At 49.2% G+C, this 13,124-nt stretch carries 8 protein-coding genes; 7 read left to right on the top strand and 1 reads right to left on the bottom strand.

Going from position 1 to position 13,124, the window contains the following annotated elements; all coding sequences use genetic code 11:
• Positions 1-11: 11 nt before the first annotated feature.
• A complete protein-coding gene (locus ICL80_RS13250) occupies positions 12-1,208 on the bottom strand; it encodes a lipid-transfer protein (RefSeq protein WP_194213016.1) in 1,197 nt (398 codons plus the stop codon).
• 150 nt (positions 1,209-1,358) lie between these two features.
• Here ICL80_RS13250 and ICL80_RS13245 point away from each other — a divergent pair, with 150 nt between their 5' ends.
• The 7 genes from ICL80_RS13245 to ICL80_RS13215 all read left to right on the top strand — a co-directional run bounded on the left by ICL80_RS13245 (position 1,359) and on the right by ICL80_RS13215 (position 13,120).
• Positions 1,359-4,007, top strand: coding sequence for a LuxR C-terminal-related transcriptional regulator (locus ICL80_RS13245; RefSeq protein ID WP_194213014.1), 2,649 nt, complete (start codon positions 1,359-1,361; stop codon positions 4,005-4,007).
• A 124-nt stretch (positions 4,008-4,131) separates the two neighbouring features.
• Entirely contained in the window at positions 4,132-5,994 is a 1,863-nt protein-coding gene (locus ICL80_RS13240) for a hydantoinase/oxoprolinase family protein (RefSeq protein WP_194213012.1), read from the top strand.
• 4 nt (positions 5,995-5,998) lie between these two features.
• A complete protein-coding gene (locus ICL80_RS13235) occupies positions 5,999-6,409 on the top strand; it encodes an acetone carboxylase subunit gamma (protein ID WP_194213009.1) in 411 nt (136 codons plus the stop codon).
• A 2-nt stretch (positions 6,410-6,411) separates the two neighbouring features.
• The gene (locus ICL80_RS13230) at positions 6,412-8,553 is read left to right on the top strand and encodes a hydantoinase/oxoprolinase family protein (protein WP_194213007.1); all 2,142 of its coding nucleotides are present in this window, start codon (positions 6,412-6,414) and stop codon (positions 8,551-8,553) included.
• An 11-nt stretch (positions 8,554-8,564) separates the two neighbouring features.
• Positions 8,565-10,838 (top strand): hydantoinase B/oxoprolinase family protein, encoded by a 2,274-nt coding sequence (locus tag ICL80_RS13225; RefSeq protein ID WP_194213005.1) that lies wholly within the window; start codon positions 8,565-8,567, stop codon positions 10,836-10,838.
• Positions 10,835-11,563 carry a hypothetical protein gene (locus ICL80_RS13220; RefSeq protein WP_194213003.1) on the top strand — a complete coding sequence of 243 codons (729 nt, stop codon included), beginning with the start codon at positions 10,835-10,837 and terminating at the stop codon, positions 11,561-11,563. Before ICL80_RS13225 ends, ICL80_RS13220 begins: the two co-directional genes overlap by 4 nt.
• A complete protein-coding gene (locus tag ICL80_RS13215; RefSeq protein ID WP_194213001.1) occupies positions 11,564-13,120 on the top strand; it encodes a long-chain-fatty-acid--CoA ligase in 1,557 nt (518 codons plus the stop codon). It begins immediately after the preceding gene.
• Positions 13,121-13,124 lie beyond the last annotated feature (4 nt).

Here is a 13,124-nt window from a genome sequence, read left to right as displayed (position 1 = left end):
TGTAATGTTTTCTATCTGGCGTGTCCTTTGGTGTTTTCATAAAGTGTCACAACGCAGGCGCCGCCAAGGCCTATGTTGTGTTGCAGGGCAAGCCTCGCTCTTTCAACTTGCCTCTCACCAGCACTTCCCCTTAGGTGGGATGTTAATTCATAGCACTGCGCAAGGCCGGTTGCTCCAAGGGGGTGACCTTTCGCCAGTAATCCACCAGACGGGTTAACAACAAACTGGCCACCATAGGTGTTATTGCCGTCCCTTATAAAGCGCTCAGCTGTGCCTTCTGGTGTTAGCATTAGCGATTCGTAGCTTAAGAGTTCGTTTGCGGTGAAACAGTCATGAAGTTCAATAACATCAAGGTCTTCTGGATTAATACCGGCGTCAGTGTATACCTGCTCAGCAGCCTTTCTGGACATGCCAGCTCCTACTGTGTTGCGAAGATCATCTTTGTCAAAGGAGGCTGCTTCATCCGTTGTGAAGGCTTGAGATTTTATAACAATATCACCATTGATGTTATGTTTTTTTGCAAATTCTTCGTTGCATAAAATGGCTGCGGCTGCACCGCATGTTGGGGGGCAGCACTGAAACCGTGTAAGCGGCCCAAACATTTTTGGTGAGGCTAAAACCTCTTCAACAGTAATGGGGGCACGAAGAAGGGCATGGGGATTTTTGCCTGCATGCTTTCGGGCCTTCTCGGTGATCATGGCGAATGTTTCATCGGATGCGCCGTAACGCTCTTGGTAATCAAGCGCGGCACCCCCAAAAAGCCTGAGTGCCATAGGTGCATCTGATGTGCCAAAACGTTCATCAATTGTGCTAAGAAAGTCTGCAAGTGGATCGGGGCGGTCCTTGTAAACGGAAGCAAGTGATCCGGGTGACATTTGCTCAAACCCCAGAGCAATAACACAGTCGGTAACACCGTTTGCAATCACCTGCCGCGCTAAAAATAGGGCGGTTGATCCTGTTGCGCAGTTGTTATTAACATTAACGATAGGAATACCGCTTAGTCCAACAGGATAAAGCGCCGCTTGCCCTGATGTGCTGTCTCCGTATACGTAGCCAGCATATGCCTGTTTGACGTCACTGTAAGAAACACCGGCGTCTTCAAGGGCCGCTTTGGCAGCCGCTGACCCCATAGTGCGGTAATCAGCGCTATCACCGGGTTTCTTAAACGGAATCATGGAGATACCGGCAACAATAACGTGTTCGGGCATAGAGTTTTCCTTGTTTTAGCAATCTTAAGGCGCAGTTTTTCAGCTTACAGTCAGGTCAAAACCACCCGAAAGGGTGGGGCGGGCGCGCCTGTTTAGTTGAATTATCAGGGTGCCTACTAGAAATGGTGGTATAACAAGGTCAGGAAGTGAATGAAAAACGGGACATTAAGGGTGGATTTAATCCGCGAAAATCTTCTAGACCGCATACGGCAAGCAAAGGATGCGCAGCTAATCCTTATTCAGGCCCCAGCGGGGTATGGCAAATCTACTTTGCTGCGCCAGCTTGCTGAAGATGCTGAGGAACATGGTGCAAAGGTTGCTTGGATTACCCCTGTTTCGCAAGATGCAGACGTTTCCCGTTTTATGCGTTTGTTCAGTGACGCTTGTGCCCGTATCGCCGATAAGACAACAGCGGCCTCCCTTAAAAATGCAGGGCATGATGTTGCTGGTTGGTTTGCGACTATAGAGGGGTCTGCCACTTTTCTTTTTGATGAATATGATCAAATTCAAGACCCGCAGGTGGATGCACAGCTGAGGCAAATCATAGCCGCTTTACCCGAAAGCAAACGTATTGTAATCGCGACACGCACCACCCCCAATATTGCCAGTTCTAAACTGAAATTAATGGGCAAAGCTGTTGTTCTTGGAAGTGTGGACCTTAAGTTTGACCTTGGTGAAGCTTACCAGTTTATGACGGAGAGGACCCATCTGGGCCTAGAAGAGGTCCAGCGGCTCTATAGCCGGGTTGATGGCTGGCCGGCAGCTCTGCAATTCCTTAATCTATCCCTCGAGTCCGGTGGGCATACAGCTGTTCGGGCTATGCGCAGCGGCATGAATCAGGAAGTGCTGGATTATTTAGCTGAAGAAGTATTTTCCTTACAAGAGAGCTGTGTTCAAGACCTGTTACTGAAAATATGCTTGCCTGACAGACTGTGTGACAGTCTTGTTAATACGCTTACTGGACAGCAGGATGGTTTGAATACACTGAATGATCTAAGCCGTTCAGGCCTTTTTCTTGATCCTGTTGACGGTGATCGGCACTGGTTCAGGTTTCACTCTGTTTTTGGTGATTTTTTAAGGGGGCGGTTGGCACGTTCTAACAGTAATGAACAGCTTGCAAAGATGCATGTTGAAATCGCTAATTGGTTTGCGGGTCAAGGCATGCGCGAAATGGCTGTGAAACACTATTTGGCGGCTGGTGACCAGACTATGGCTATCGATTGCTTGGAGCAGGTTGTCGGCAAGCTTATCCGTGAAGAACGGCTGGGGCTTGTGATTTCGTTTGCAGAACAAATAGACAGTCAGATGCTACAAGGCTCTGTGAAACTTGTTGAAGCTGCCTCAATTGCCTACGGGTTTCAGCGTGAATTTTCCAAGGCGCATAATCTGATTGATTGGCGAGAAAAAAACTTGCCTGATGATGATAATGCGGCCCGTGCCGAGATGGAAATTCTTCGCGCGTTTGTGCTGGCGGCTGAAGATAGAGTGATGGAAATGGGCGAAGTTGCTCGCGATGCAGAAAAATGGCTCAGTGATGAACAATCCTTTTCAAAGGGAGTTGCCTATAATGCGCATGCTTTTTGGCTTGGCGCTCAAAGCCAATTTCAAGAAGCGTATGATCTGTTGCTACGTGCGCAGCCATTGCATGAAAAATCGGGTAGTTTTTTTGGTAAATCTTACGCTGATTCCATTCATGCCAGCTTGAAACTGGCTGAGGGTAATCTTGCTGAGGCCACAGCCGATTTAACCCGTGCACTGGAAGGTATAGAATCTGACGCTCCGCCGGGGGCACTAGCGGGCGGTGTGGTTGCAGCTCACTTGGGTGATGCCCTTTATGAAAGTGACAGGCTCCGCGAGGCAGAAGATGTTATTCAGGCTTATTTGCCGCTTATCGAGCAGCAATGCATCGTGGACCCATACTGTCTTGGTATGGTGAATTTGGGGCGTATGGCCGTTTTGAAAGGCAAACAGGAATATGCCCATGAAATATATGAACGGTTAATTACCTCTGGTCATAAATACGGTCTAACACGGCTTGTTAATTGTGGGCGTGCTGAACTTGCGCGGGAAGCAACTCTAAATGGTGATTTTGATACCGCTGAACGGCGGTTGCGGGCGCTTGGTTCAGAAGCACGGATGTCCCTTGATGGACAACTGTGTTTTGTCTCCAGCGAACTTGAAGTACAGCGCATTACCTATGCGCGGTTTCTGGTTCACAGCAAACAACAAGGTGAAGCACGGGCAATTCTGCAAGCTGAAATAAGAACGGCAACCCTGAAGAAACGCATCAGGCGCCTTATCAGGCTGAAAACGCTATTGGCAATTAGCCTGGACATGGACGAACAGCATGCACATTCAAGCCGTGTGATGATGGAAGCCTTGCAACTTGCAGCACCGGGCGGCTTAAGGCGTATTTTCCTGGATGAAGGGCCTGCCGTTAGCAAAGTGCTGAACCGCCTGTCTGCAGAAAATTTTGCGCATTCGCCAGAGTGGGTAGATGACCCAATCGCTGGATATGTAAAAGACCTCGTTGCCCGTGCTGGTGGGAGTGGGGGCAAGGCAAATGGCTTTGATAGCGACAGCGACGGAGAACTTGCACTCGGCGAATCATTAACGCCGCGCGAGGTTGATATTTTGAAGTTCTTAGCAAGTGGCCACTCAAATAATGACCTTGCTGACAGGCTTGCTGTTTCCAGAAACACGGTAAAATTCCATCTCAGGAACGTTTACGCAAAACTGTCTGTAAACAATAGAATGCAAGCTGTTCAAGCAGCGCGGCATTATAAATTGATCGATTAAATACATTTCTTTTGTCCATCCTATCCTACTGGGTGGGGTGGGCGGCCCCTTCTTACTGCAAACCAGTATCCACGGATAAGGAACGGGTGGGTTTTCCCCACCTCAAGTGGGAGGGTCTCCGGTTATGGGGCTATTGGTCAGCATAGATAATGGCGGAACGCTAACTGATATATGTGCATTTGACGGCAACAAAGTCGTCCATGCAAAAACGTTAACGACACCGCACGATTTAACAGAATGCCTTATGACGGGCTTGTCAGCACTGTCTGATAAATTGGATGATAAACCTGAGTTGCTTGAGCTTGTAGCATCAATTGATCATCTTAGGTATTCAACAACACAAGGAACGAATGCCATAGCGCAGCGCAAAGGGCCGCGTATTGGTATATTATTGTCTGATGAAAAGCAGAAGGATGCTTTATACGCAGCCTCACCAGAGCTGTTCGATGCCTTTATTGATACACGGTTCAGTTATGTAGGCGGGCAGTCCGACAGGGAAGTTGTGCAAACAGTTCGTAACCTAGTGGCCAGAGGGGCCAGCCGTCTTGTTGTGTGCCTTGGCGGCGATAGTTTTGCTGCAAACGAGCCAAAGCTTAAAAGAGCACTTTATGCTGCGTTCCCGCGTCACCTTCTGGGGGCAGTGCCCTTATTGTTTTCAGCTGATCTGGTGCCGGGTGCTGACGCCACACAGCGTGGCTGGACAAGCGTTATTAATGCTTTTCTGCATCCATCAATGGAGCAGTTCCTACATAATGCGGAAGAGAAACTGCGCTATCGGCGCATTCGAAATCCACTTCTTATTTTCCGCAATGATGGTAGTTCCACCCGTGTTTCACGGTCTATTGCGATCAACACCTATTCTTCTGGCCCGCGCGGCGGTGCTGAGGGTGTTGCTGTTCTTGCGGCCCTTTATGGTAATGACAAAATGGTTTCCATTGATATTGGGGGCACAACGACAGACCATTTGGTGCTTGAAAACGGTAAGGTTGCTGAAGACCGCTGCGGGCATGTTGAAGATGCGCCTGTGGCGTTCCCAATGGCACGTATCAACAGCGTTGCTGTTGGTGGTGGCTCAATCCTAAAGGTTGTAGATGGAACTGTTAAAGTGGGGCCTGAAAGTGTTGGTTCATTGCCGGGGCCTGCTTGTTTTGGGCGCGGCGGCACCGAGGCAACCATAACTGATGTCTTGCTGGTGGCAGGCCTGTTTGATCCTAAAAGTTTCTTTGGGGGCAAACTGGTTTTGGACCGAGATAGAGCCCTGAGGGCTGTCACAGATAATATTGCGACGCCGCTTGGGATTAGCCTTGACGTTGCAATCACGCGTGCAGTTGACGCGTATGATGAAAAAATTGCGAAAGCAATAGCGTGCCCTGCAAACGGCGATGATGTCACAACCCTAATGGCCTTTGGCGGGGCTGGCCCGATGAGTGCCTGCGGTATTGCTGAAAAAGCCGGGATTAATACTGTTTTGATACCTCGGTATGCGGCAGTTTTCAGTGCCTTTGGTATTGGTTTTAGCCCTATTCGCCACGTTCACAGTAAGTCAGTTGGTAGCTTTGATGCGACAGATATTGAGGCCATTCAAGCTGTGCTTATGGAAACGGCTGCTCGGTCGATGACCAGTGAAGGTTTTGACATTGAAGGCTGCGAGTTGGTTTGGCGGGCGGTTGTTGGTACGGCTGTTATGCCGCTTGCGGAAGCACCTGCTGGGGTAGGGGGGCTTGTGGAACTGGAAGTTGTTCGGCCAATTCCAACAATTGGGCTAAATGCGGCAGTTACGGCAACTACACATCAGGCGAAATCCTCAGAAATACGCGATATTTCAGGTGGACTGCCCCTCTATAAACTGGAGGAACTAGCCGTAGGTGACTGTGCTGCTGGGCCGTGCCTTGTCGAGGAAGAATTTTTTACAGCATGGATCAAGCCTGGCTGGCAGTTCACTGTCACGGCCAACAATGACCTGCTTGTAGAGCGTAAAGGAGAATAGTGCCATGCGTGTTTTTATTACAGATGCACTGATTATAGATCTGGAATCTGAGAACTGGGTTTGCCGTTCGTGCGATACAGAGCTGGGTTCTGCCAGAGAATCTTATAAGCATTTCATGAAGGTTAGGCCGCGGGATCCAAAAGAGATTCATGCCCCCATTATTGACCCAAACAAATATGAAATCACATTTGCACCAGACGCAAACTGGGTACAAATCGTTGAATATTATTGCCCGCACTGTGCCCGCCTTGCAGAAGCTGAGTATTTGCCACCGGGTCACCCACCTGCACATGACATTGAACTGGATATTGATGCCCTTAAAAAACAATGGGCAGAAAGGGAAGAATTGTCAGAGCCGGTTATGGGGCCTGAGTTTGTGGCGCCGCCACATCACCATAAGAAGGGTGGGCATTAATCATGCGTAGAGTTTCAGTAGATATTGGGGGCACCTTTACGGATTGTTTCCTTGTTTGGGATGATCATTATGTAACGGCCAAGGCCCTTACAACACATCAAAACCTTGCACTTGGTTTCAATGCGTCGCTGGCGCATGCTTATGACCAGATTGGTTTGTCACTCGAAGATGTTATGCAGCAAGTGGATAGCGTCCGCTATGCTACAACTCTTGGTACAAACGCGCTGATTGAGCGTAGGGGCCCAAAAGTTGGCTTGATTACAACGGCTGGTTTTGAAAGCACTGTTCCCTTAAGCCGTGGGCGTGGCTACGGTGAAGGTGTATCTGAGCGGTTCAAAAAAGACCTGCCGATGGCCGAGCGGCCTGATCCGATTGTGCCTATTCCGCTTATTGCCGGGGTGCGTGAACGCCTATCAGAACGCGGTGAAGTGATTATGCCGCTTGATGAGGAAGATGTACGCAAGCAGGTTCGCCGTCTGGTAGATAGGGGCGCGCAGGCTTACGTCGTCAGCCTTGTGAACTCAGTTGTGAATCCAGCCCACGAAATCCGTGTAGAGGAAATAATCAGGGAAGAATACCCTGAACATACACTTGGTTCAGCACCAATTATTTTGGCACACATGGTTGTGGGCCGTAAAGGTGAGTATGCAAGAACGTCATCAGCTATCATTGATGCTTTTTTGCATAAGGCCATGTATCTGGGTCTTTCGTCACTAGAATTAAACCTGAGGGATAATGGTCACGAGCGCCCGATGCAGGTGGTGCATAATTCTGGTGGGATGGCGCAGCTTAATTCAACGGATGCTTTGCAAACTATCCATTCAGGCCCTGTTGCTGGCATCAGTGCTTCAGAGCATTTGGCCGCTGAAACAGACATTGGCAACATTGTTTGCAGTGATATGGGCGGGACATCATTTGATATTGGCCTAGTGGTTAAAGGCGGGGTGAAGTTTTATGATTTTAACCCTGTTATTGAGCGCTGGATGGTTAATGTGCCGATGGTGCACCTTGTAACGCTTGGGGCAGGCGGTGGATCTATCGCCCGGTATGATAGGCTTCGTAAAACAATCGCTGTTGGCCCTGAGAGTGCGGGGTCTGACCCCGGGCCAGCCTGCTACGATAAAGGCGGTAGGGCTGCAACGGTCACTGATGCTGATCTGGTCCTTGGGTACTTGCAACCTGATGATTATGCGGGTGGCAGGATTACCCTGAACGAAGACCGCGCGAAAAGCGTTATGCGCCGGACGATTGGCAAGCCACTAGACATCGATGAGATTGAGGTTGCCAAACTTATCAAGCAAAAAATTGATAATGATATGGCCAATGGTATTGCACAGGAACTGCGCGCGCGTGGTTATGAGCCTGATAATTTCACGCTGCTTTCATACGGTGGTAACGGTGCTTTGCATGCATGCGGTATTGCCAGTGTGATTGGTATTAATAGGGTTTTTGTGCCGCCGTTTAGCTCAATTTTCTCTGCTGTTGGTGCGGGTAATATGGACCAGCTTCATATCCATGAGCGATCCCTTTACTTGCAGGTGTATGACAGTGGTACACGGAAACTGCTTTCTGATTTTGATTCCTTTAATGCACATATCGAACAGCTTGAAGAGCGCGGAAAAGCAGACCTTATTCGTCAAGGCTACGACGAAAAAGACATTGAGCACCGGCTTGAACTGGATATGCGTTATGGTAACCAACTGGCGCAAACTGCCGTAGTTGTTAGTAAAACACGTATTGAAAATGCTGATGATCTTCTTGATGTTATTGGTGTGTTTGGGAAGGACTACGGCAAAAGATACGGCGAAGGCAGTCAGGCCCCTGAAGCGGGTATTCGTGTCAATACGGTTCGTGTTGCGTCCTACGTGCAAACACCAAAGCTGAAATTTTCTGGCGTTCTGCCAAAAGGCAGTGACCTTAAGGATGCGCCTGCCGCGCCGGTGAAGCGCGCCTGCTATTTTGTGGGCCATGATGACCCTATTGAAACAGGGTTTTATGACCTTGAAAGTCTTGATTTTGGCTCTGTTGTGCAAGGGCCTGCGGTTATCACATCACAGTCAACAACCTTCCTTGTCGAGCCCGGCTGGCAAATCTCCATTGGAAAGTATGGATCAGGCTGGTTGCAGCGCAGTGAACAAGGTTGAGGAGAGATACAATGAGCATTGAGAACGTAAATACCCAAAAATCTAGTGCGGCAGATGTTCAAAGCGATTCTGTCAGTGAGTTCCTGAAGGATACGAGCCTGTTTTTGGCGCCCGACAAGGAAATCATGGATAACCACGGCATTGAAGACCGCACCGTTCTAGAAGAACGTAGCATGCAGGCTGAAAATGATCCGGCAAAACTGGAAATTGTCCGTGAGCGACTGCTTGCTGGCGCCAATGAAAGTTTTGATATGCTGGAAAATATGGGCGCAGCACCGGGGGCGAAATGGGGGGACTGTGTTTCCGCTATTTTCACGGCGAAAGGCGATCTTAGCCTTGCGAGCACAGGCGGTGTGGTTATTTTTTGTAACCTTGTGCAATACCCCATCAAGTACATCAATAAATACTGGACAAATGAACCCACAGTGGGTGTGCGGGAAGGCGATGTGTTCCTTGTAAATGATGCCCGCTACGGTCAGGCACATAATACGGACCAGTCCATGATGATGCCGGTTTTCTGGGAAGGTGAACTGGTTGCATGGGTGGGGGCCACTGTACACGAAGGTGAAAACGGCGCTATTGAGCCGGGCGGTATGCCCTCAATGGCAGAGCAGGTATGGGATGAAGGCTTGAAAATGTCTCCATTCCGTGTTGCGGAGAATTATACGCTGCGCCGGGACATTGTTACGTTTCTTCAAAACTCTGTTCGAGAACCAAAATTACAGTATTCCGATATGAAAGTGAAAATGTTCACCTGCCGCCGCCTTGAGCAACGTGTGCATGAAGCCATAAAGGATTACGGCCTTGAAGCCGTTGTGTCTTGCTTGCGCTCCAACCTTGAAGACACTGAGGCAGAAGTACGTCGCCGCCTTCAGGAATGGCCAGACGGTACAACACGGCATGCATGGTGGACAGACGGCACTTTGCGTGAAAATGCGCTCATTAAAATTAATCTGACTCTCACTAAAAAAGGCGACACTTTGACCTTTGATTACAGGGGGTCATCGCCTGAGTTTACCAACAGGTCTAATAATTCGCTGGATATTACCTTGAAGGGGATGTTGGCACAGCTTTTTTTAACGTACATATGGCCGGATTTGCCTCGGAACCAAGGGGTTCTTAATCCCATCAAGTTTTTGTTTGATGAAAAATCCATTTTACGCCCTGCCTTTGGGACACCAAACGCACAGAGCATGATGTCGGTTTTTACAGCATGGAGTGTGGCGCAGGTTTCAACCATGAAGTTCCTGTATTCCGTACCCAGCAAATACACTCGTGTGATTGCTCCGTGGTTTAACATGATTAACACGTTTCTATTTGGCGGTGTAACCCAGCATGGTGAAATGGTTGGGAACGTATGCGCGGACATTAACGGCATGGGCGGTGGTGCTTTGCCTGACCGCGACGGACAGCATAGCTGTGCGCCAATTTTTGCAACCATGGCCGATCTAGGTGAACAAGAGTTCATGGAAGAAGAAATGCCCTTTGTGCAACTGGTTTCCAAAAAATTGATGCGCGACAATCAGGGCTTTGGCCGGCAACGCGGTGGTATGGGGTACCAGATGATTTTGGCGCTGCGGGACAGCCCCGCATGGGGGTTCATGCTGACAGCAATTGGTTCGAAATTCCCGAATATCCCTGGTCTGTTTGGCGGCTATGGGTGTCCAACATATCCACTATGCCGGATTCAGGGTGTGGATGTGTTTGATGAAATGCATGCTGATCCATCGAAGTTTCGCTATTCCATCGAAGAATTGATGAACCAGCAACCATTTGAAGAAGGCGAATATAGCACGCATCCTATGTTCCTGCCTTATTCACTGGCTTCGCGCGGCGAGCTTTATATGATTTCACAGGGCACAGGCGGTGGCTTTGGTGATCCGCTTGAACGTGACCCCGCTGATGTAATGCGCGACTATGAAGAAGACTTGGTTTCAGAAGATGTTATTGAGCGTATATATCATGTTGTGTTTGACCCTGCGACACGGATAGTTGATGAGGCGAAAACCGCCGCTGCGCGTCAGGTTGTCAAAGATGAACGGCTTGCAAAAAGCATGAGTTTTGAAGACTTCAAAAACAGTTGGGTTAAAGATAAACCGTCTAGCGATGTACCATATTTTGGTTCATGGGACGACCCGTCGATGGTTTATGCCGGTTCGCCAGATAAATATTATCCAGCAGGGGAAGTGACCCCGCCTGTGATGATGCCTAATCCACTTAACGTCAAAATCGCAAAACTGGAGGCTGAACTGGCTGCCGCGCGCGGGGAAAGCGTAGCATCATGAGTGCGAAGGTTTGGATTGACGGCTACGACTATGCCGTCGGCCTCTTAAGGGCAGGGGGTGACCCTTGGGGCCAACCTGATGGCATGGGGCTTTTTTGCGGTGAGGTGTTGAAGCTATTATCCGCAGATTATTTTATGCTGCCAGTTGCACCGCTTTTGCAAAAACATATGACACAAACAGACGGTGACCCGGAGGATATTGCGGAAGCCCTCAATGACGCTGTTGAAGACGGTGCGTTACTTGGTGAACTTGAAACTGCAATTGCTTCCCTGTCTGCAAACGGCGTTCTCTCTAATATTCTTCTGGTTTTGCCGGGGCCTGCCACTGCTGTTTTATCGAACAGTGATGAAGATGCCATGGACTTGGCAAGCCTTGCGCTTGGGGACATTTTAAGAAAGGCCGGTTCGGCTTCTATTGTCCAGATTGGGCTTGATGAAAAGCATACTGCAGGGCTTCAAATGGCATCCAGCATGTTTCGCATTGCTGACCATTTTGGCCTTTCTGTTGCCGTATTAAACCACCAGCACGGCGAACAAGCTGCAAAAGCTTTTCCTGCAGCGGATAGCAGTGAACTGTTCGCGCAGTGTCAAACAATTGGCCCCGATGCGTTCAAGTCAGGCGGTGCCGTCAATGCTAATGCTATGGATGTTCGGATTATGATCCCGGCAGATAGCAATCCAGAGTTTGTTTTGTCGCGCATTAAAGATTTGAAAGAGGGGGCGTAGATGCATAAGACCCTACTGTTTCACGACATGTTTGACTTTTTAGTGGGGTCACGCCCAGCGCAACTGTGTGTAAGGGATGATAGACGTGCTTTAACGTTTGCAGAGGCTGCCCTTGAGGTGAACAAGATCGCAAATGGCTTGGTGTCACTTGGCCTCCAGAAAGGGGATCGGTTTGGATACCTTTCCAAAAACTGCGCTGATATGTGGCTGATGTATTTGGCTGCCTCTAAAACGGGTGCTGTGCCCGTGCCACTTAATTACCGCCTAGCGCCCGCTGAATGGGAATTTATTCTAGAAAATGCCGGTGCCAAAGCCCTATTTGTTGGCGCAGGATATACTGAGGTTGTTGCTTCCATCAAAGACCGTTTAACTACGATTAAGCATTTTGTGGCGTTCGAAGACGAACTTGCCGGTGCCGTGCTGTATGATACGTGGTTTGATAATCAGTCAGATCAACTTCCAGATATCAACGTGCATTCCGATGATATTTTCTATCAGATGTATACAAGCGGGACTACTGGTTTGCCAAAAGGGGTGCTTGTCACCCACGAAAATTACGCTGCCAATTTGGCACAATGCACCAATATGGTGACACGATTACCAGATGCCGGAGATACAGTACTTGTGGTAACGCCGCTGTATCATGCGGCAGCAGTTTGGATCGCGGCTTTTTCTATGGGGCGCGGTATGTCGATCATCTTTAAGACAGATTTTGACCCTGTTGATGTTGTTAATACGTTGGATACCGAAAAGGTGGCTTTTACCTTTCTTGTGCCAGCAATGATACAGGCGTGTCTGACACAAGTACCGGACATTAGAAGCCGGAACTGGGACAATTTAAAGATGTTGATGTACGGCGCCTCGCCCATTGCAGAAGATGTGCTGCGCCGTGCGGTTAATGTTTTTGGCTGTGATATGTATCAGGCATATGGGATGACAGAAACTACAGCTATTCTTACCTTGCTGGGCGCCGATGAGCACAGGCGTGCACTTGACGGGGAAACACATTTGCTTTTGGCAGCGGGCAGGCCCTTGCCAGGTTGTGACATCCGCATCGTTACAGAAGAAGGCAGTGTCGGTGAAATTCAGGCGCGCGGTCCGCAGATCGTGCCGGGGTACTGGAATTTACCAGATGCCACGGCATCTTTTCTTGAAGGGGGCTGGGCTCATACGGGGGACGCCGGAATTATTGATGATGAAGGGTACCTTTATATCAAGGACCGTATCAAGGATATGGTCGTAAGCGGCGGTGAAAATATCTACCCGCGTGAGGTGGAGAATGCGCTTTTTGAGCATCCGGACATTATTGATGCAGCTGTGATCGGAGTACCTGACGATAAATACGGTGAAGCCTTGCTTGCGATCATTGTAACGAAAGATGGCGCACCGCTTTCAAGGGAAGATGTGGTCGCTTTCTGTCGGACCAAACTTGGTGGGTATAAGGTACCACGGCTTGTTGAATGTGTTTCTGAGCTTCCTCGGAATGCAAGCGGCAAGGTCTTGAAACAGGTTTTAAAGAAGCCATACTGGGAACATGTTAGCCGTGGTGTAGGATAAAGTT

This window comes from Kordiimonas pumila (assembly GCF_015240255.1).
GTDB classification, from domain to species: domain Bacteria; phylum Pseudomonadota; class Alphaproteobacteria; order Sphingomonadales; family Kordiimonadaceae; genus Kordiimonas; species Kordiimonas pumila.
The sequence above is the reverse complement of the archived record's forward strand: the minus strand, read 5'-3'. Positions and strand labels throughout refer to the sequence as shown.

Bases quoted from the DNA above. Each gene is read 5' to 3' on its own strand.
- ICL80_RS13250 (WP_194213016.1), bottom strand. From the start codon at position 1,208: ATGCCCGAACACGTTATTGTTGCCGGTATCTCCATGATTCCGTTTAAG.
- ICL80_RS13245 (WP_194213014.1), top strand. From the start codon at position 1,359: ATGAAAAACGGGACATTAAGGGTGGATTTAATCCGCGAAAATCTTCTA.
- ICL80_RS13240 (WP_194213012.1), top strand. From the start codon at position 4,132: ATGGGGCTATTGGTCAGCATAGATAATGGCGGAACGCTAACTGATATA.
- ICL80_RS13235 (WP_194213009.1), top strand. From the start codon at position 5,999: ATGCGTGTTTTTATTACAGATGCACTGATTATAGATCTGGAATCTGAG.
- ICL80_RS13230 (WP_194213007.1), top strand. From the start codon at position 6,412: ATGCGTAGAGTTTCAGTAGATATTGGGGGCACCTTTACGGATTGTTTC.
- ICL80_RS13225 (WP_194213005.1), top strand. From the start codon at position 8,565: ATGAGCATTGAGAACGTAAATACCCAAAAATCTAGTGCGGCAGATGTT.
- ICL80_RS13220 (WP_194213003.1), top strand. From the start codon at position 10,835: ATGAGTGCGAAGGTTTGGATTGACGGCTACGACTATGCCGTCGGCCTC.
- ICL80_RS13215 (WP_194213001.1), top strand. From the start codon at position 11,564: ATGCATAAGACCCTACTGTTTCACGACATGTTTGACTTTTTAGTGGGG.